Consider the following 19859-nt stretch of genomic DNA (forward strand, 5'->3'; position numbering starts at 1 on the left):
GCTACTCAGCAAGAAGCGTCGCGACAACCACATCCACGACGCGAGAGCGCTCGTCCTTCTGGAGCGCCAGCAAGGGGCGGTAGAGGCCGGCGCGCAGTCGGCGCTGCTCGTCAGCGTTCACCACCGCATTGGGGAAGCGAGCGAGGAGAGCCTCGGCCTCCTTGGCGAGGTCCATGGGCGAGACGCTTGACTGCTTCAGCGCTGCGTCATCACGCAGGACCCAAAACACCGAGAAGGCGCGTGTGGAAAGACCGCTCGCCTTAGCGGACTTGATCGCCGCATCCTTCTCGGCGGCAAGGGCCGCGAGAAGGTCCATCGCCGCGAGGCCATCGATCTTCCGGGACTCGAGGTCCTTCAGGATGCGATCCGCGCGTTCCTTCAGCGGGTTCAGTACAGGCGCCGCGCTCGGGTCGTCGTCGATGTCCTTCTGGAGCCCGCGTACCAGGTTAAAGACTTTGCCCTCATCAGGGCCGTCCCCGCCCTTCAGCGACTCAAGTGTCTTCACGTCGAACGTGATGCTCTTCGTGAGTCGCCCAAGTCCAGCTTGCGTCGCGTTCTCTTCAATCAGGCGCCGCGTTTTATATGCGAGGTCAGCGACGAAGCCGACCTTGTCCGAGTAGGCGTTGCGCACTGCCGCGTAGAGCTGCGCGAGCCCCTTGAAGGTCTTGATGTGGTCGCGCAGTTCGGGCGAGGGCGAGAGAATCTCCCAAAGGCTCTCGATCTCCTTGTAGGCTTCGAAGAACACCTTGCGCACGGCTGGGTCGAGGAACTTACCATAGACGATCTTCTCAAGGCGCTCGTCGGCGCTGCCGCCTTCACCAGCCTCGAGATACTCGGTCGTCGCCTTTCCGATCTTCGTCTTGAAGTCGGCCATGAGGACATCGAGGTCCTCAATCACTTCGCTGACGTCGGAGGAGTCGAAGCGCAGGGCCTTCTTCAGCTCGCGCAGCACGCCGACGAAGTCGATGACAAGGCCGATGCGCTTCTGCACGCCCTCGACGTCGACGTAGGGCCGGTTCACCCGGGCGATGGCCTGCAGGAGCACGTGGTCGCGCATCGGCTTGTCCAAGTACATGCAGTACAGCAGCGGCGCGTCGTACCCGGTCAGCAACTTGTCCGTGACGATGAGAATCTTGGGGCCCTTGTCGGCTTTCTTGAAGAGAAGCCGCACGTCTTCCTCGCGCTCCTCGCTGAGCTGAAGCTTGGCGACGAGAGGCCGGTCGATCGCGTCGGCGGCGTTCTCCGTGTAGACGGCCTCGGTCCACTCGGGCGGCAAAATCTTGTCGAAGGCGCGCTTGTACTTCGCGCACGCCTCCCGGCTCACAGCAACGACGAACGCCTTGTAGTGCAGCGGGAGGACGTTCTCTTTGAAGTGCTCTGCGACGAACTTCGCGACGTTCTCGATGCGTTCGTCGGCGGCAAGGAACGTGCGCAATCCGACGGCGCGGTCGAGAACCTTGTTCAGCTCCTCGATATCGGTGATGCCCTCAGCAGCGGCGAGGTCGAAGAACTCCTTGTCGAGGAGGTCTACGGGCGCGGCCATCTCACTCGGAGCCATCACGTGTTTGATGGGCAGAGTCGTCTCGTCTGCGATCGACTCGGCGATGGAGTACTTGTCGAGATAGCCCAGTTCGTCCTGCGTACCGAAGATCTTGAAGGTACCTTCGCCCTGCGAGTTCCGCGCGATGGGCGTTCCCGTGAAGCCGATGATAGTCGCGTTCGGCACGGCGGCCATCAGGTACGTGCCGAGGTCCTTCGCGACTGAGCGATGTGCCTCATCGATGAAGACGTAGACGTTGTCGCGGAGGCAGCTGTCCTTTCGGATCTCCTCGAACTTGTGGATCATCGCGACGATCAGGCCACGAAAGTCGCTGTCGAGGAGGCGCTGCAGCTCGGCCTTGCTGTTGGCCCGCTTGGTTGCGATGTCCTGCTTCTGCATCTCACCGAGCAGACGCTCCACCCATCCTTTGAGCTGGCCCTCGAGTTCGGTGCGGTCGACGACGAGGAGCACCGTCGCGTTTTTGAAGCGATCCTTGTTCTCGAGGATGAGACGAGCCGAGGTGAGCAGGCTGAAGGTCTTGCCCGAACCTTGCGTATGCCAGACCAACGCGCGCGTCTTCTTCGAGTCGGCGCAGCGATCGACGATGGCGTTAATGGCGCGCTGCTGATGCTGCCGCAGCACGGACTTCCGGGTCTCGCTATCCTGAACGTAGAAGAGTATCCAGTGCTGGAGCGTGCGCAGGAAGTCGGTGCGTTCGAAGAATGCCTGCACCGCGAAGCGGTAGCTCTCCTCGCGCGTCTGCTTCCAGCGCGCCATGTCTCGTCGGTTGGCGTTCCAAGTGACGCCGTACCAATAGTCGAGCAGGTGCGTGACGTTGAAGAGTTGGGGCGAGCCGATCAGCTCAGGCGTCTCGAGCTCGTAGCGACGGAGCTGCTTCACCGCGCGCTCGATTGCGTCGCCGTCCTTCGGGTTCTTGTGTTCCACGATGCAGACGGGCACGCCGTTGATGACGAACATCATGTCCGCACGGTTGCCCTTCGGGCGCCCGGTCGGCTTGATCACCCACTCCCACGTCACGTGGAACGAGTTCGCGCTGGTGCTCTCGAAGTCGACGAGCTTCACCGCGCGGTGGCGCTTCTCCTCCTCGTCGTACCACTGCCGCTCGCCGCGCAGCCACGCGAGCATGTCGCGATTGCCCTCGATGGTCGGCGGAATCGCGTCGAGCGTTTCGATGACGGAGCGGATAGCGTCGGGCGACATCCACGGGTTGAATGCCGCGAGCTTCGTGGCCAGCTCATCGCGGAAGAGCATCCCGGCGTCGCCGCCGCGCTTCTCCTTCGCGGACTCAGGGGTGAGCGGTTCCCAGCCGATTTCGACGGCGTGCTTCACCATTGGGAACTGCACGGTGCCCGCCTCGCTGATCTTGAGCGTGCTCATGCTGCGGCCTCCGGCGCGGTCGTAGTGAGCGCAGAGAGAGCCAAGCTGGAAGCACGAATTTCTCCAGTCATCAGCTTGTGCAGAAGTGAGGAAAAAAGCTCCTCAAGCATGGTGGACTTGCGCCGATGGAGATTGATCTTGTCATCGATCGCATTGAGCACGATTGAGATGTCGTGCTGCTCCTGCAAGGACGGAGTCGGCACCAGGAACTCGCGAAGATACCCAAGGTTCAGATGCGACAAGTGCCCCAAGGAGCCCATGCCACGAAGGTCGTCGTACCTGCTCAGCAGGTAGTGCCAGAGGAAGCTCGGCACGATGATGCTTTCCTTCGGTGCGATCGCAGCCGCATTCTGAGTGGTTGCGGCGGCGACTTCGAGCAAGGCAACCTGGCCTCTCGTCTTGCCTTGGCCGTACATGGCCATAAGCACGGTGCCTGCCGGATAGAGCGTCAAGTTGTAGTCCGCGCGTGCCTGCTCGGAGATGTGCGTGCTCGCGACCCGAAGCCTGTTGTTGACGATGTCGGCGGTCTTGATGAACGGAATGGTGCCGCGGTAGTAGTCTTCTCGCTTGGTCGACGGAGTCGTTCCTGTACTGAGGGTGCAGGCATCGCCAAGACGACGAACCGACCAGCTCTCCGGGAGCATGCCGATCTCCGTCTCCCTCTGCGTCTCGCCCCTCAATCCACGCGTGAACAGCTCACGCATCGTTGCGCGTTTGAGCTCGTCAGCCGTCGCCGAGGCCTCGGAATGAAGAGAGAGCGCTCGACGGACCGCGCGAAGAGAATCGGCGACAGCACGTTGCTCACCAAGCGGCGGGAACGGAACTTCGAGCGCGGCGAGCCGGTTCCGGGACAGATTCGGGATCGTGGTTTTGTTGCCCGCGCCCGCGAAGATCCCAAGCTGCGTAAACGCGCTCTGTAGGAAATAGACATAGAACCGCGCATCGGCCTCCTCGTTCAGCGGACGCAGCCGGTGAAGGTGATTCTGGAATGACATCACTGAGACCTGGCCATCCCAAATCGCCGCGCGCCCTATTTCTCCACCTTCACAGACGAGCAAGTCCCCGGGCTTGAGACTCTTTTCCGCCAGTTCTGCAGGGGAAATCGCCATCTCATCAACGTCGGAGAGGTCGATCTGGTCCCAGAACACGTTGGACGTGCGTAGGAACGGAACCTTGTCAGACCCGGTGCGCGCCGCTTCCGACATCGTCTTTCCTGCGCCGATCGCGAACAGCTCGCCGAGAGGTCGCCACTTCCAGTTCGGGTTCGTCATAGCGGAGCCAGCAGCCTTGCTAGGGTTTGGTCGATCGCACGAGCCTGCTCGTCAAGCGCGAGCACATCCGCAACGATGCTCCTGATGGGGCGATGGTCAGCGGCGGCGCCCTGAGCTACCCACCGACTCGGGCTGAGGTTGTAGTCAGCCTCCTCAGCCTGCTCGCGCGTGATGTTCGCGAGTTCACCCTCCACGGGTTCTCCCTTGAGAAACGTCGCTGCAAGGGTGCGAATGTCCTCGTCGGGCAGGTAATTCTTCGGCTTGCCCTTGCGAAAGTGCAGGCTCGCGTTGAGGAGCACGATGCGGCCCTTCCGCGACGCGGGCTTCCGCTTGTTCAACACGACGATCACGCCCGCCGCCGTGGTGTTGTAGAAGAGGTTCTCTGGCAGCAGCACGATGCCGTCGACGAGATCTCGGTCGACGAACCACTTACGGATGTTTCGCTCCTTGTCGTCGTTCTTTGAACCGGAACCGCGCGTCATTGCGCCGGTATCGAGAACCACGGCGGCACGACCTTTGTCGTTCAGGCACGAGAGCGTGTGCTGCAGCCACGCCCAGTCTCCCTTGCCGGTCGTGATCCCACCGGTGGTGCGGAAGCGGTCGAAGGGATCGTTCGCGAAAACGTCGGGCGCGAACGGCTGGTTCCACATTGGGTTCGCAACGACCACGTCGTGCGTCTTGATCTTCCCGTCCGGCGTGCGGAACTTGGGGTTGATCATCGTGTCGCCCCGCGCGAGCTCGATCTGCATGTCGTGGATGATTCCGTTCATCTTCGCGACCGCGTAGCTCTCGGCCTGCAGCTCCTGCCCCGTCAGCTTGAGCGGAACCTTGCTCGTCGGATCCAGCTCGCGCGCGACGAGCTGCAGCTTCACGAGCAAGCCTGCCGACCCGCAGGCGTAGTCGTGGCAGTCCTCGCCGGGCTTCGGCCGCATGATGTAAGCCATGAGGAAGCCCACCTCGGTCGGGGTGAAGAACTCGCCGGCACTCTGTCCCGAACCTTCCGCGAACTTTCTCAGCAGATACTCGTAGGCGCGGCCGAGGAAGTCGGGCTGCACGTCGGCGAGGCCGAGGCGGTAGCGCGGATCCGAGAACGTCTCGACGACGCCGCGCAGCTTCGCGGGGTTGATGTCGCGCTCGCCGTTGCGTTCGGCGGCGAAGTCGACGACGTCGATGACGCCCGAGAGCGAGGGGTTCTGCTTCACGACCGCGCGCACCCCCTTGGTGAGGTGCTCGCCGATGTCGCGCGGCTTGTCCTTGGCGGGCCAGTCGAAGGCCTCGCGCCCGCTGATCACGCCCCAGCGCGCTTCGGCTGGCAGGTAGAAGCGCAGGAGCGAGTGGTCCCCCTCGGCGATCTCGAGCGCGGTCTCGCGGTCGCCGTACTCTTCGGCGAGGCGATCGATCTCGTCGTCGAAGACGTCGGAGAGGCGCTTCAAGAACAGGAGCGGGAGCAGGTAGTCCTTGAACTTCGCCGCGTCCTTCTCGCCACGGATGGAGCAGGCCGCGTCCCACAGCATCTGCTCCATCGGCTTTGTGCTCGGAACGGCGGCAGACGCCTTGCCCCGGCGGCGCCTAGTCACCTCGGCTGCGGCAGCGGGAGATTCGGAAGCCTCCGCCTCGTTTGCCCCATTGAGCCCGGCCTCGTTGGCGAGCGCAGCGATGACCTCGCGGGCAGCCTTCTGCGGCTTGCTCGAACCGCCCTCCCACCGGTTTACGGTGGCGAAGGACACCCCGAGCCGCTCTGCGAGCTGCTCCTGGGTAAGATCCAGCTTGGCGCGGATTGACCTCAGGGTGGCGGTCAAGGCGATCGAGTTCGGCATATTTGCCATAATTGATATATAGCACAACGTGCGTCAAGAAGCACTATGCCTACTCGCCTGTACAGGGATTCACCCTACCTTCGGGCTCGACTTCGCCCACACCATCCGCTGCCCTGCATGTGCGCACATGTAGACAACTCACCCCAGGGTCCGGAGGCTCAGTGCCGTTGACGGCCTCAAGCTCCAAGGACGGCGTCTTGGAGGTCGGGCGCCAGCATGAGCAGTGACCGAGAATCTGGGTCGCCCGAGCCCACATGAGCCCCAGTTTGCGCACCACAGCGGCCCGGTCAGTGATGATATGCCTCGGGTTGACGGCCCCGTGCAGGTAGCGCGCGAAAGTGCGCTTCTGAGTGTCTCTGGCAGGGTGATTCACGGGCCCCGGGCTTCGGTAACATCAGTCTGTCGGCAGGGATGACGCTCGATGACTTGCGATGGAACAGAGATTCAGAGAGGAGCCAGCCGCTAGGCAACGCCGAGCCCATATTCATGGGCCCCGTCGCACTTCGCACTCTCGGCGCCGCTCATGTCGCGTCCCTCGCGCAGGTGGCAGCACCAAGGTTCACAAACTCGACCTCGCAGGCGCCGGAATTCCCGCTGAAGCGCCACCGATGCGCCACATGCGCCAGCTATCACGACTTGCGCGTAGGTTGGCAGTCCCTCCTCTTCAGGCTCGGTACCGCTCCGCCTCATGGAAGAACTGCGTGAGCGAGTAGTCCAGCAGCGACTGACGGGACTGCATGTACCGGCGAGCCCGGAGGAAGGGCAGCCAGACGCGCTTGCCGACACGCACCTGGGACTCTTCCATCTTCTGCCGCAGCACCCACGTCCCTCCCAGTCGCCGCACCAGCACGTCCCCCAGGTAGGCGCCTAACGCCGGTATCGTGTGTCCGTCGAGGACGTCGCGCGTGTAGCGCTCGGGAAAGTGGGTCTTCCAGAAGTGGACGTCGAGGTCCGTCAGAGACTCAGGCGTCTCCTTCATGATGGAGGGTACATCCGTGTGAAGCACAGCCACGAGACCTTCGGACAAGTCTCCGTAGGATTCGAGGACGCGCTCCGGATTCGCCACGTCAGAGGGATGGGCGACAGGGAGCCACTCCTCCGGCACCGGCGGCCGGAAGGCGTTGAGTTCGGCAATCTTCCGTTGCCGCTCGCTGATGGAGAACTCGTCCGGTAGCCGCGAGAGGAACGGCGCCACGTCAGGGTGGAAGCGCGGCTCGACGGGTATCAGCGCAGCGCTGCGCTCCCGCAGCGTGCGGAGCACCGTGTCGAAGTCGAAGTCCGGCCGCAGATGGACATGGGCTTGGGCCTGAGCCACGCGCGCCTCATCGCTGGCGAAGTCGGAGGCAGTGGGCCACAGCACCAGGAGGACGGAGCCATTGGGGAGCTCCTCCACGAGGTGCGCAGGCGTCGCGAGCATCCGCTCTCGGCCAACTGACTCCACCAGTTTGGGACCGAAGATGTTCAACCAGAACAGCTCATAAATCTTATCGAACTCGTCCCGGGTCCATGTCGCATTGTCTCGACCGAACTTGGGGAATTTAGAGAGCTGCATGTCGGCATCGCTGTGCGCCGCAGCATAGTTCGCAGGATATTGGGAGGCCCAGGCCCGAGCCACCGCTACGAATCGGCGACAGCTCTCTAACTCAGAAAAAAAGGAAAGCGGCTGCACCGTGAGATTAGTGCTCCAGAGGGACCGTTCCTGTTCGGGCCCGAGAGTGAGCACCACCGACACAGCAGGATTCTCTGGCCGAACTAGTCCAATGATCGTCCCATATTCCTGGCGCCGCTCCTCCAGCGCAAGCCGCACCCCGTCTCGGGAGTATTTACGCTTCCGGCTGGTCTTGACGAGTGTCGGCATCCAGCCGTCGGCATACTGCTCTAGAGCCTCAAGAAATGGCACCACTCCGCGCACCAGGCCATTGCTCGCGTCATAGACCGCATCGAAAGTGAAGCGCAGAGAGTCCAAGTCGCGCAGCGTCAGCGTCTTCATTGGAAAAGCACCTCGACCCCCACAATCAGCTTCTGCGCGTTTTTCACCGAACTATCCAACCCGCTTCGATTGTCGGGCAGGAGTCCCTTCTCCTGGTAAACGAGGCGCACTCGTTTAACATCCGCCTGCTGCCGCATACCGTCCCGAAGAATCTTCACCTTTCCACCGTAGTACTTCATGGCGTTACTTGCGTCCGTACTCACCTGAACAGGCAGTGCATTGTCGTCCAGGACGGCCAAGTTACGACTCTTGAAGCTGAACGTCTCCACCCGAGGTGACTGCCCCGGAGTGGGCCTCGCTTCGATGACGAGCACGTCCGCATAACGAAGGTCCACCTTCGAGACTCCGACGTGGGTCTCGATACGGGGCTCCTCGAAGGCGCCGAGCCAGCGCCTCTGTGCGCGGGGCAATGCAGCGTCCTCCTTCAGGATGGCGATCATGGTCCGCTCGAAGGCCATGCCCCGAGCATAGTAGGCGCGCATCCCCTCGTAGCCCTCCCACTTCAGGGGGCCCTTGACGGCGTCACCGTCCTGAATCTCCTTCAGCCGCCTCTTGCGGTAGGCGACGTACTCCTGCCAGAGCGGCGCCCCCTTCTCGACTCCCGGCGGCGGCTCCTCCAGCTTCGGGGCCATCTGCTTCAGCAGCTTCGCGTCCTTCGGGAGACGGGGCCCCTGCGACTCCAGTTCCGCCAGGAACAGCTTCGCCTTCGCGGCCTCCGCCGCGCCTACCTTGGCGTCCTGGGCGAAGAGGTCCAGGTTGTCGAACTGCTGCCTTTTCGCCGATGACCGGGCGGGCTCGCGATTCGCCCCTTCCCTCGTCGTTGCAGCTTTGGAGGACTCGCGGCTGGCCGCCTGCGCCTCCGCAGCGGACACCTCGGCGTTCTGCTCGAAGAGGTCCAGGTTGACGGGCTGCTTCCCCGCAGAGCCCCTCGTGGCCACTGCCTGGGCGGCCTCGCGGCTCGCCGTCTCCATCAGCACGGCCTGCGCCTTCGCCGAGTTTCCGCGGGCCTCGTACAGCGCCAGCAGCCCCGCCTCACCCCACTCAGCGGCCAGCAGGGCACCCTCGCGGCTCGCCTGCAGGTAGCGAAGCAAGTCGCGCGCGGCGTTGATGCCGACCTGCTCCTCCAGGCGCGCCAGCAGCGCCTTCATGCCGGCCACGTCGAGCGCCGGCATCCGGAGCCGCCTCAGTCCTCCGCCCGAATCCAACAGAGCCCGGGCGCCCTTGCCCCCGGCGTACACCGCCACCGCCAGCGCGGCTGGCGCCAGCTCGCGCGTGGCCTGCTCGTACTTGCCCTGCGCGAGCGAGTACGCCCCGTGCCCCGTGCCCACCGCCAGGTGGTAGAAGCCCACCGGTACACCGAATGTCAGGGAGTCGAAGGCTCCCGCCGAGACACTTCCCGGCGAGTAGTGCCTCTCCAGCAGGGCCTTCTCCACCTCTTCGATGGCAAATTGGTACGGCGACGGCATGTGCCCACGCCTCGCCATGAGTTCCGTGTACCGGGCCTCGCCACTCACCAGGCTGCTGGAGAGAATGTCCCGGCCCGCTCGCCCCAGCCCGCGCAGCACGTCGCGAGCTCTCTCTCCCCGCTCCGGGAAGCCTTCCAGCTCCAGGCCCCGCCGCTTCAACTCCTCGCGGACAGAGGCCATGGCGCCCAGCGTGTCTTCCAACTGCTTGTCGCGGGCCAGCCGCTGCACCACCTCGCGCAGCTCGTCGTCGAAGGCCGAGTGGAGGACGAAGAGGGTGAACACCTCGGCGTACGGCACGCCGTACCTCTCCACGGACGCGACGATGAAGTCCGCGCGTTTCCGAGTGAGGACTTCCGAGGCGTGCTCGTCCAGAGGCCCCAGGGCGCCCAGGCGGACCGCGTCCCAGGGAGAGAGGGACTGCACCAGCACGGCCATGTCCACCCCGCGCTGCATGGCCACGAATTCCGCGGGCGAGACACACGCCAGGAAGGGCGCCAGCACTTCGCGGCTTTGAGTCAGGCTGGGCCTGCTCCGGTTCGGTGGACAGGTTGACTATGCTGCCAGCCTCTTGGTTTCGGCCATCCGCTCGTACTCCGCAGGGCAGACGTAGCCCAGGGCTGAGTGGCGCCGCTTCCGGTTGTAGAACACCTCAATGTACTCGAACAGCGACTGCTTCGCCGCCTCACGCGTCTTGAAGCGGGTGACGTAGACGAGCTCCAACTTCAGGGTGGAGAAGAAGCTTTCCGCCACGGCGTTGTCCCAGCAGTTACCCTTGCGCGACATGCTGCATCCGATGCCGTGCTCCTCCAGCAGCCGGCGGTAGTCCTCGCTTGCGTATTGGCTGCCCCTATCCGAGTGGTGAAGTTGCGGGGCGGGACGGCTGAGCAACGCCATGTCGAGTGCGCGCAGCACCAGGCCGCGGTCGATTCTCTCGCCCATCGCCCAGCCCACCACCTTGCGGCTGAAGAGGTCCAGCAGCACCGCCAGGTACAGCCAGCCCTCGTCGGTCCAGACATAGGTGATGTCACCCACCCACGTACGGTGGAGCTGACCGGGTTGGAAGTTCCTCTCCAGGGTGTTCGGCGCCACGGGGTGGTGGTGGGCCGAGTCGGTGGTCCGTACGAAGCGACGCCGTGCACGGCCACGCAGGCCCGCCTGGCGCATCAGGCGAGCCACTCGCTTCCGCGCCACCCGCTGGCCTCTCGCTTTGAGTTCCGCATGCACCCGCGGAGCGCCGTACGTGCCCCGGCTCTCCTGGTGGACGGCTGCCACTTCGAGATGAAGCGCCCGGTCGCGTTGCTTCCGCTCGCACTCGGGCCGCGCCGCCCAGGCGTAGTAGCCACTGCGTGAGACGCCCAGGTGACGACAGAGGACAGCGACGGGAAAGAGGGCCTTCTTCGCGTGGATGAAGGAGAACTTCACTTCATCTCCTTCGCGAAGAAGGCCGCCGCGTTTTTTAGTATCTCCCGCTCCATCCGCAGCTCCCGGTTCTCCTTGCGCAGCCGAGAGAGTTCCTCGCGCTCCACCGTCGTCAGCGCTCCAGGCCTGCCCCCGCCCCGGTCCGTCTTCGTCTGCTCGACCCACAGCCGCAGCGCTGACTCCGTCAGGTCCAAGTCTCGGGCGGCCTGGGGAATCGTTTTCCCCTCCTCCAGCACCAGCCTCACCGCCCCGGCCTTGAACTCCGCCGTGAACTCCCGGCGTGGCCTACGGGGCTTCCTCTGCTTCTCGTCAGTCGCGGACATCCCGTGCTCCTTCCATCACATCTCGGGTGTCCACGGAACCGGGCTACTCCCACGGCAGAGCGTCGCGATGCTGTGGACGGCCTGGTTCGCTTTCACGAGTCGGTACGCCGCTTGGGCGTCGCCACGGACTCCTGCGCGAACCAGGCCGCAGCTTTTTTAGGATGTCACGCTCCTCGCGCAGCACCCGCACCTCGCGCCGCAGCCGCTCGAGTTCGGCGCGCTCATCCGAGGCGGTACTGCTCCCCCTCGGCGCTGGTCTGCTCTCGTCCTTGCTGATGGGGGCGCTGCTGCCGCTCCCCTCCAACTGCTTCTTCCAGTTGCGGATGCTCTGCTCCGTGCAGCCGAACTCTCTTGCGAGACTCTTGCCAGACCGGCCGGCCTTCAACAGCTCGACAACACGCTCACGGAACTCCGGCGGGTATGGGGGGCGTGACTTCGGCATCGTGGGGTCCTTTTCGCACAGCGAGTGGGACTCCGCGAAAACGGGGCAACTTCACCCATGACAGGTCGAAGGCGCGGCTGTCTCGGCGGCTGCGTGAAGCCCGAAGCTGTTCGTCCAGGTTGGTCCAAGGCCAGCACACTCCCGCGCTCGGGGTAGTTCCCCTCCGACAAGCGCCCTCCCCCGCCGACCCCGACTGGGAGCGCCCGCCGATAAGTGAACGCGGACACTTTCGCGTTCAGTTTCGCCGTTCACTTTCACGTCGCCAGGCCGCGCCCGTTCACTTTCCCCCGGGGAGCTCCACCTGGCGCGCGGATGCACACACCTGGCGCCACAGCCTTCGTAGTTTCGCGACGTTAGGGCGAACAGCCACCAGGTGCTTGAGCGCCGCGGTACGAGTTCGGGCCAGAACTCCTGCCCAGAAGCACACTCCGTCCAGCGGGCCGGACTCCTGCGGGCCGTTCACGTCCACGGCCCTCCTGCCCGTTCCCCGTCAAAGCCCCGCTGGCCGCCACGTGGCCCACCTGGCGCGCGCCCCCGGCCGGCCCCGCGCGCAAACGGCTCCGCCGCGTGGCGCCCCATTCGTGCGCGCGTGTCCCCCAGCGCTTCGAGCCGCAGGCCTTTGTCCTCCTCGTGAACCCCACGCCTCCCCAAGCTGACCTCGAAGCCCCGGCTCTCCGCCCCGCGCGCACCTGGGCGCGCGTGCCGTTACCAGGGCCGAGCCGAATGGCCGAAAACAGGTAAAGGCGGCCATTCGGCGTCACGGCCCCCATGCTGTTTCGCGCGCTTACGAGCCCTCATGAAGGGCCGAAGCGCCGAGGCCAATGGCCGCTTTCCGCTGGTTGGGGCCGCCTGCCGCCCGCCGCGCGGCGCAGCTCCTCCCCGTCACCTTCACTGCCTGCCCCTGCTGGGCGCAACCATGCCTACCCATGACGCCAGCACGCCTACCCCGCCTACCCCTGACGCCAGGGTGGGGGGGTAGTGCGATTTTTCGTGAAGCGGGTATCGCCGGGGAGTGTACCTAGGGCCCTTTTTGAGGGAGCCACCTCCCAGAAAGTGAACACCCCTCCCCTGTTCATTTGCACTCGGTAAGTGAACGGCGCGGGGTGTTCACTTTCGCCGGCTGCGTCTGGGACAGCCCGCGCGGCTCCCGCGCACGGTCACCCATCACCGCCTCCGCGCGGCACCCCGGCCCAACCAGGGGCTCGTGCGGACTCTCAGCGCGGAGGCGGCGTGCCCCATCAGCAGGGCAACTCTTGCGTCACGCGCACCAGTTCGTCGTCCGAGGGGTGCGTGTAGATGACTGTGGAGTCGATGCTGCGCTGCCGCGCGAAGCGCTGGGTGAGGCGGATGTCCTTCGTCCGCCGGTACACCCCGGTGCACGCGGTGTGGCGCACGGCGTGGAAGTTCAGGTGCCGCTCCAGGCCCGCGCGCTGCTGCCACACCGCGAAGCCGTGGCGCACCTGCCGCGTGGACAGGCGCAGGCCCTTGCGGCTCAGGAAGAGGGGCGCCTGGAGCCCCACCTCGTGCCCCTGCGCGCGCTTGAGGCGCAGTAGCTTCTCCAGCTTCGCGCGCACCGTGTCCGAGAGGACGACTTCCTGGGGGCCAGGGTGCCGACGGCAACCCTTGAAGACGCGCAGCGACACGTGCCGGCGTGCGCGGCTACGCGCGTCGAAGATGTCGCCGATGTTGAGGGCGACCAGTTCGTGCTCACGCAAGCCCGAGGCCAGCGCGAGGCTGTACAGGCAGTGGTCTCGGAATCCATCCCGGTGTTGCCCCGTGACGCGCAGCAGGAGGTTCACCTCCTTCTCGGTGAGGGTACGCGGTGGGCGGGCGACAGCGGCATAGACAGACATGGCGACTCCTTCGCAAAGGGAACGCGGCCATGCACGCTCTATCGCCCTCGCAAGACAAGTCATTAACCGCGCTGCGCATTCTCAGTCAGGTCCCGCGCGGCTTCGGCGTTTCTCCCAAAGAAGTCGCTGTGCAGCAGACCGCAGACTTCAACTTCGAGGCACACCGCAGCCGGGGCAACATGGCCGAGCAGGGTGAGCCGGGGCTCGTCGCCGCCGACGTATGCGCGGCGGCATCACCTTGTCCTCGCAGCTGGCATTGACCGTGCCATTGGTGGTGACACGCGTCAGGGAGGCAGCCTTCGTGGCGGCGCCCAACTCGGCCCGGTGCAGCGGGCTCGCGTCGAACGAAGACGCCCGAGCAAAGCGCCGATGTCACGCGCCAGTTCGGGACGAATGGCGCCGATCCCTCCAGGGACGCCCCCGAAAGGCGCCGATGCCGCGCCAGATAGACCCCGAATCTGTCGCTGCTCGGGGCTCGCGCCGACGGTCAGCCCCTGAAGCCAATCGCCACTCCGGCCTCCGACACCTGACTGGTACGGCGTATCGAGTGGACACCCAGCCCGCGCTGACTCCTGACCATGACCGAGTCGGGAACAGTGGCGCTCGGCCACGCGGGATAGCTGCGTCAGGCAGGCGTCCAGCACTGTGCTCCATTCAGGTGCCCCAACGATCACAACCACTGCAATATTACGTTATGCCCGAATTGACACAATTCTGCTCGTTGAGCACGCTTGCATCGGCGCGAGATTATCTAATTTGTCAGGGGTGAGAGCCCTGTTCTTGCAACCCTCTTGCTCCAACCCTCTCTCTTGTTGGAGGCTCTCATTCCTAACTGGCGATGTCTGGATCGGAGGGTTTCTCCCCGATGTTCGGAATCATCCTGGCACTTCACACCTTGCTCTTGGCGCAGGCGAACGTCGGCTTTGGGCATGAGAAGAGCTTTGTCCGAAGAGAACAGAGACTCAATTGGTCGCTCGTCGGCGAGGCCCTTCTCCCGGCGGCGGGCATCCTGGTCGTGCTAGGCGACAAAGTCCGGCTCAAGCCCATCACCGCCCCCTCCACCTTCCGCGGCCAAGTCATCGCATATTGCTCCAAGCAGGAGCGCTTCGCCTTCGTCTTCAAGCGGAAGGTCACCCGCGACTTCCTCACCGATGTCACGCTGACGAGGCCATTCGACATTGCAGCCGAGCTCGCCTCGGCGAGCATGACCGAGCAGTTGCTCCTGAGTCCTACTGCCGAGCGGTTCCTGGTTGCGCCGTTTGACGGGACATTGCAGGGACGACGATTGGAGATGCCTAGCGCGAACCAGTTCCTCAACGAGAAGGCACGTGAGCGCTGCGCAAGTGAAGGAATGAGGTTTGAACGCGCGGTTCCCCGCCGGAAACCGCTCCCGGCCAGCTTCTCTATCCTGGTCACAGTCTGTAGCCCGGCGCTGAAGACCTCGGCCACGCTTTGCCCCTTCTGATGCCCCCCTCTCCTCGCTCGCCTTTCCACCGCCCGACCACGCCCTGGACCACCCGGCTGGCAGAATTGGTACTGTTGCTCGTCGCGGCGGCCGCGTGGGTCGGGGCTTGCAAGGCCGACCGGAACGCTGTCGTCACCGAACACCGTCGCCGCAATGACGTGCGCTGTTCGACTGGGGCCAGCGGCGTCTGGACTCTTCAAGACGCAGACAAGCTCAGCTGGGATGAATGCGACGCCCTGCTAGAGAAGCCCCCTGCGGAGCCGGAGGCCGCAGAGCAGACCCGGATGCGCGAGTCCTGCAGCCAACTCACATGGATGCAGGCTCGCGTCGACTCCGGCTGTACCTTCGTCAAGCCTGCTGCAATCGATGCATTGCACCTCCCGATGAATGGAGAGGGTGATGCCCGGATGGCGTGGCGATTGCTGACCAACTCCGCAGCCATCCTCGGGGCGATCTGCGTGCTCGCTCTTATGATGCTGTTGGTGCTGTTTTTGACCCGCTTGCGTGGGGCGCTGATGGCGCCACGCCTTCGCACACTCCTCTTCGCTCTCGGGGTCGGGGCAGTCACCATCATGGCCATTGAGGTGGCTCGTGCCGACCGTGTCGTGAAGGAACAGTTGCGCCTGACTGCCCGCTGGACCGAGAGTTGCGCGCCACTACAGGAGCGTATGGCCCACGCGCGTCAAATGGCCAACGACCAGTGCCTCAAGCTGGGGATCCAGGACTGCACTTCCCGGAGCGACTTTCAGAACGCGCAGAAATGGAACCTGTGGTACCTGCTCCAGAAGAGCTTGCAACGCATTGAGACCGGTTATGCGTGCGCGCCCCCCGCGATGGCGTCGGCCGACACTCGCGCGGCGAGCACGGACGGGCGGGCAGCGGGGGAGCCGACTCCGGCCGCGGTGCACAAGACGAGCCCCCCCAATGGCGAGACAGGTCAAGCAGGGCAGGCAAACGGAGATCCCGCCCAGGTCCCACCCATACCCATTCTCTCCATCCCCTTGGCACCTGATCCCGGAGCCACGCCCCCGCTCAATTCGCTGCCTGGCGCCCTGAATGGGCTGGAGCAAAGCGGGAGGGAGGGTGGAATCAACCTATGTCAAAACCGACTCGCCCTCGGGATCATCGCCTCGGCGCAGGCTCCGCTCTTCCTCGCCCTATGCGAGTTGGGGATCGCGTTGCAGTTGGGTTCGACGAAGGAACGTGGGAGCCAAGGTGCTCTCAGCACTGATGAAATTTTGCGCGTCGGAAACAGGGACGGAACCGAGGAGGACCTCAAGAAAGTGGCCGAAGAGCTTGACCAGTCAAAACCCAAAAAGCCCGAGGACAAGGACGCGGCCCTCACCGAGTTAGCGCAAGCGTACCCGAACTCTCCTGAGGTCAAGGAGAGAGTTGCGCGCCGCTGTGCCGAGACACTCACCGCCGCCGACTGCAGGAACCAAGCGCAGGCTTACGCGCGACTTCAGCAGCAACTGCAGGGGTCCAACCTTTGCGAGTCGAGTAACTTCGATCAGCATTTCTTCGGCGTTATCTGGAAGCAGAAATGTAGGGGGGACCAATGAAGCACGCAGCAGCGCAATTTAGCCTCGGAGTGTTGCTCGCCGGCTTCTGGGCTGCGCCGAGCCTCGCTCAGCCAACAGCACAGACAGGCACCAAGAGACAATCTCCAACCCCAACGCAGCAAGAGGCTCTCGGGCAGCTTGAGGACACGTGGCGCCATTACAGCTCCGCCGTCGCCGTTGCCCTCCAGTGCGACAAGGATGGAAAGCACTGCAGGGAGGCGCTCGCGCCGGCGCCAGAGGACTCGATGAAAGCGCTCACGGAAGCGCTCGTCGCTGGACAGGGTGAACATAGTCTGCCGGTCAAGCTCTCAGCGGGGCAAGGCAAGCTCCTAGAAAAGCTAATGGAGCGGGTCGCCCAGCGCCGGGCTCGTCTCTTCAAGACTCGGCAGAAGTTGAAGGTCGAGCTGATGAATGCACGCAAGCACTGCATGCCAGGGCTGGCCTTCAACAAGGTCGAGTGCGACCAAACGCTTGAGAGCGGGGAGAAAATCGGCAGCGAGTTGAAGGCCGCCGTCGCAGAGGTGAACGGGTTCATTCGTGAGGCGATGGAATCGCTGGGGGGCTGATGCCCGCAGCGGCGATGGCAGGCTGCTTGGCCGCCGGTTTCGCAACTCCTGTGTGCATGCTCGTAGTGCAGTTCCTGGGAGAGTTCCTCCCCGCGCTCAACGAGAAGAAGGCGAGCGGCGGCGACGTTGCGATCGCGCAGGTACCTGGCGCCCTGGTACGCTCGGCCGCCACGGGCAAACCCGTCGACTTTCCGAGCAACCCATCGGCGAACGTGCCCCCTGCGAAGCTCAGCGGCGCGCTCGCGCGTGGCTCCCCCGCGGGTAAGAAGGCGCTCATCGACTGGTGCCTCATCGAGGGAGGCTCTCCAGTGGCCATTGGCAACGCGTCCTTGCCTCTAGAGTGTCAACAGGCCCTGCGTGACATTGGCTGCGACAACGTGCCAACTCTGGCCAAGACAAGCGAGTGCTACGCGCAGAAGCACCTATCAAGCGGTGGGAAAGAATGAGGCCCCCAGGACAACCATGCCACTGCACGCGCTCTCCCAGGCTGTGAAGGGGTTCTTCGGGTACACGTCCCCTGTCTCTACAGAGCCCGAGGATACCCCGGGCGGCGCCCTATTCGAGAGTGGCGACGTCCTCATCCGACGGATCATTGACGCCATCCGCCTGCGACGCCCAGTGCTCGTGACAGGTCCACGCGGCAGCGGCAAGTCGCACTGTGCTCGAGAGGCCATCGAGCGCTGCGTCGACGAGGGAGTCATCGGCGGGTACCACTTTGTGCAAGGAAACCGCGAGATCGGTCGCGACTATCTCAGCGAGGACAGCCTCACCATCCGGCGTGAGCGGCAGAACGACCCGTCGTCGCGACCGGTCGCGCAGGTGATCGACGCGCTGCTCGTGCGGGGCACCGGCGACAGCGAGCGGATATCAAAGAGGCGGGGCAAGAACGAACACTTCCCTGGCATCCCTGACGGTGGGGCTCTCGAGTGGGAAGCGTCCGACTGGACCGTACTCTTTCTCGATGAGATCAACCGGTTCGGAGACGGCGTCCTTGACAGCCTCCTGAGCCTCACCGAGGAGCGCGTCATCGTACGCGGTGGCGTCAAGCTTCATGTCCCGATCATAGTGGTCGCCACGGCGAACCCCCCCGGATATGACGCCACCGCGAAGAAGCTGTCGCCGCCGCTGCAGGCGCGCATCGCTCGCGCCTACCGGGTCTCGCAGCCAACGCTCGAGACATTGAGCCTGACCATCCTGCCAGCCCAGATACAAAACTACATCGCCCTCAACCGGAGCTCTCGTGAGGGCTCCAACAGCGCCACCGTCTCGCCAGACCTCACAAAGCTGATCGCCGCAGCGTCCCTGTGCCTGTGGGGCGCGCCATCGCTGAGCCGAAAGGGCGTAGGCTTCCTCACCTACGCAACGCGACAGTTGCTGAAGGAAGCCATGAAGGCGGATCCGGTGCTCTCCGGAGCCATGGTGCGGTTGGGCGAGCTGACCAGCTTCGGTCCTGATGCCCGCTCCGTAGGCGACTGGGTCGGGAGTGCGATGGGGCGGGCCTTGGACCGTGAGGAGGACCGCTTGGGGGCAACGGCCCAGGCGGCGGTGGCTGCACCGGGAGTGACTCACACGGACCTCATTGACGCGAGCAATGAGGCTTTGGCGAGCAAGGTCCGGGAGAACTTCAACGAGGGCGCCGAGCCGCTAAAGGCGGCCGAGAAAGAGACGCTAGTCGAGCAGGTCGTCTCGCGCGTCCTGCGGCAACCCGCGGTCCGGGCTGTCTTTCTCTACCCGGTGGAGAGCGCTGCCCTGCGCCTGCTGGCTCTGCCCCCCGTGGTGCTCGACCGCCCTGTCGAGGAGGTCTTCGGAGTGCTCCTCCTGAGGGACGAGCCTACCCCGTTCAACGAGGGACCCGTTGCCCTTGAGTTGCGCAAGCTCGTCCATGGCTACCTCGACAAACTGCCTGCTGAGAAGTCGCCGCAAGAGATTACGCCTGGGCCATGCGAGGTGCTCCGGCGTACAGTCAAGCTCCTTCGGAGCCTCCTGGTGGAGTCCTGCATCGAGCTCGGCCGAATGCGTGACCGGGACCTCATCCAGAGGCTCGCATCGGATGTCGCGCTCGGAGAAGGGCAGCCGGTGATCGGGCAGCTGAGGATCCTTGAAAGGTTGAGCGACGAGCTCAAGACCGCAGCTCGGCGCGAACAGCGGTGGGTGCTCAAGCAGGTCGGCTCCTACGACCAGGAAGAGGCGGTTCTCCAGGCGGCGGCGTTGTTCGACGGGCTCTTCAAAGTGCTCCAGGCTCGCGTTGCGGAGGTACGGGCTCAGTTCGCGAAGCACCAAGTGTCATTGAAAGACCACCTTGAGCGCGCCGGGCACCTGCATCCAGCTCTTGCGCCGTGGGCCTCAGCGCTCTCAAGAGCCTACCGGCAGCAGGAGGTGACGGGTGCGGTCGCCGACGCGCTGACCACAGTGCTGGTCGCCGCTGCAGAGGCCCTGCGAGACTTCGGACAGGCCCCAGTGCCTCCACCGTTGTCCACCCTCTCTCCCCTGGCGTCGGACCTCTTGGACCGGCTCAGTGGCGGCATGGGCCTTCGCAGAGGAGCGACTCAGCCGGGGGCGAACGTGGAGTCAGAGCTGAAGACGCGGCTGGTCGTGGGTGGCCACTCCGCCATGACAGATGAGGACTCCAGCAAGGTCCACGTGCTGGCCGTCCAGGCGCAGGACGTGATGAAAGCAGAGGCTGTCGCCAAGGCGCACTTGGAAATCGACCGCATCTTCGCTGCGCTGACGAAGCAAAAGGCATGAAG

General features: G+C 64.4%; 12 protein-coding genes and 1 pseudogene. 5 read left to right on the forward strand and 8 right to left on the reverse strand.

What is annotated here, in order from left to right:
• Nucleotide 1: 1 nt before the first annotated feature.
• From A176_RS24585 to A176_RS24620, 8 genes and pseudogenes are all read right to left on the reverse strand, one after another.
• Entirely contained in the window at nucleotides 2–2938 is a 2937-nt protein-coding gene (locus tag A176_RS24585) for a type I restriction endonuclease subunit R (protein WP_002637251.1), read from the reverse strand.
• Complete coding sequence (locus A176_RS24590) at nucleotides 2935–4209, reverse strand: restriction endonuclease subunit S (RefSeq protein WP_044890956.1); 1275 nt, start codon at nucleotides 4207–4209, stop codon at nucleotides 2935–2937. Before A176_RS24590 ends, A176_RS24585 begins: the two co-directional genes overlap by 4 nt.
• Nucleotides 4206–6026: an N-6 DNA methylase gene (locus tag A176_RS24595; protein WP_044890957.1), complete on the reverse strand. Its 1821-nt coding sequence runs from the start codon at nucleotides 6024–6026 to the stop codon at nucleotides 4206–4208. The genes A176_RS24590 and A176_RS24595 overlap by 4 nt, the downstream gene beginning before the upstream one ends.
• Before the next feature lie 664 nt (nucleotides 6027–6690).
• Nucleotides 6691–8016 (reverse strand): hypothetical protein, encoded by a 1326-nt coding sequence (locus A176_RS24600; RefSeq protein ID WP_044890958.1) that lies wholly within the window; start codon nucleotides 8014–8016, stop codon nucleotides 6691–6693.
• Nucleotides 8013–9935, reverse strand: a complete 1923-nt coding sequence (locus A176_RS24605; protein ID WP_226993976.1) for a hypothetical protein — start codon at nucleotides 9933–9935, stop codon at nucleotides 8013–8015. Before A176_RS24605 ends, A176_RS24600 begins: the two co-directional genes overlap by 4 nt.
• 99 nt (nucleotides 9936–10034) lie before the next feature.
• Nucleotides 10035–11224, reverse strand: a protein-coding gene (locus A176_RS24610) for an IS3 family transposase (RefSeq protein WP_226993910.1) whose coding sequence is annotated in 2 segments (ribosomal slippage) — nucleotides 10035–10942 and nucleotides 10942–11224 — 1191 coding nt in all. Because the reading frame shifts where the segments join, the coding sequence is not laid out codon by codon here.
• Nucleotides 11225–11275: 51 nt separating this feature from the next.
• A pseudogene (locus A176_RS38190) lies at nucleotides 11276–11666 on the reverse strand (transposase); the annotation flags it as partial.
• A gap of 1238 nt (nucleotides 11667–12904) precedes the next feature.
• Nucleotides 12905–13519 carry a tyrosine-type recombinase/integrase gene (locus A176_RS24620; protein ID WP_002637951.1) on the reverse strand — a complete coding sequence of 205 codons (615 nt, stop codon included), beginning with the start codon at nucleotides 13517–13519 and terminating at the stop codon, nucleotides 12905–12907.
• 865 nt (nucleotides 13520–14384) lie between these two features.
• Here A176_RS24620 and A176_RS24625 point away from each other — a divergent pair.
• The 5 genes from A176_RS24625 to A176_RS24645 all read left to right on the forward strand — a co-directional run bounded on the left by A176_RS24625 (nucleotide 14385) and on the right by A176_RS24645 (nucleotide 19857).
• The gene (locus A176_RS24625) at nucleotides 14385–14984 is read left to right on the forward strand and encodes a hypothetical protein (protein ID WP_021781634.1); all 600 of its coding nucleotides are present in this window, start codon (nucleotides 14385–14387) and stop codon (nucleotides 14982–14984) included.
• A 74-nt stretch (nucleotides 14985–15058) separates the two neighbouring features.
• Nucleotides 15059–16546 (forward strand): hypothetical protein, encoded by a 1488-nt coding sequence (locus A176_RS24630; protein ID WP_144429597.1) that lies wholly within the window; start codon nucleotides 15059–15061, stop codon nucleotides 16544–16546.
• The gene (locus A176_RS24635; RefSeq protein ID WP_049872372.1) at nucleotides 16543–17112 is read left to right on the forward strand and encodes a hypothetical protein; all 570 of its coding nucleotides are present in this window, start codon (nucleotides 16543–16545) and stop codon (nucleotides 17110–17112) included. The genes A176_RS24630 and A176_RS24635 overlap by 4 nt, the downstream gene beginning before the upstream one ends.
• 26 nt (nucleotides 17113–17138) lie before the next feature.
• Nucleotides 17139–17558 (forward strand): hypothetical protein, encoded by a 420-nt coding sequence (locus A176_RS24640; RefSeq protein WP_144429598.1) that lies wholly within the window; start codon nucleotides 17139–17141, stop codon nucleotides 17556–17558.
• Nucleotides 17559–17574: 16 nt separating this feature from the next.
• Complete coding sequence (locus tag A176_RS24645) at nucleotides 17575–19857, forward strand: AAA family ATPase (RefSeq protein ID WP_021781635.1); 2283 nt, start codon at nucleotides 17575–17577, stop codon at nucleotides 19855–19857.
• The last annotated feature ends 2 nt before the right edge of the window (nucleotides 19858–19859 follow it).

The organism is Myxococcus hansupus, from assembly GCF_000280925.3.
GTDB classification, from domain to species: Bacteria; Myxococcota; Myxococcia; order Myxococcales; family Myxococcaceae; genus Myxococcus; species Myxococcus hansupus.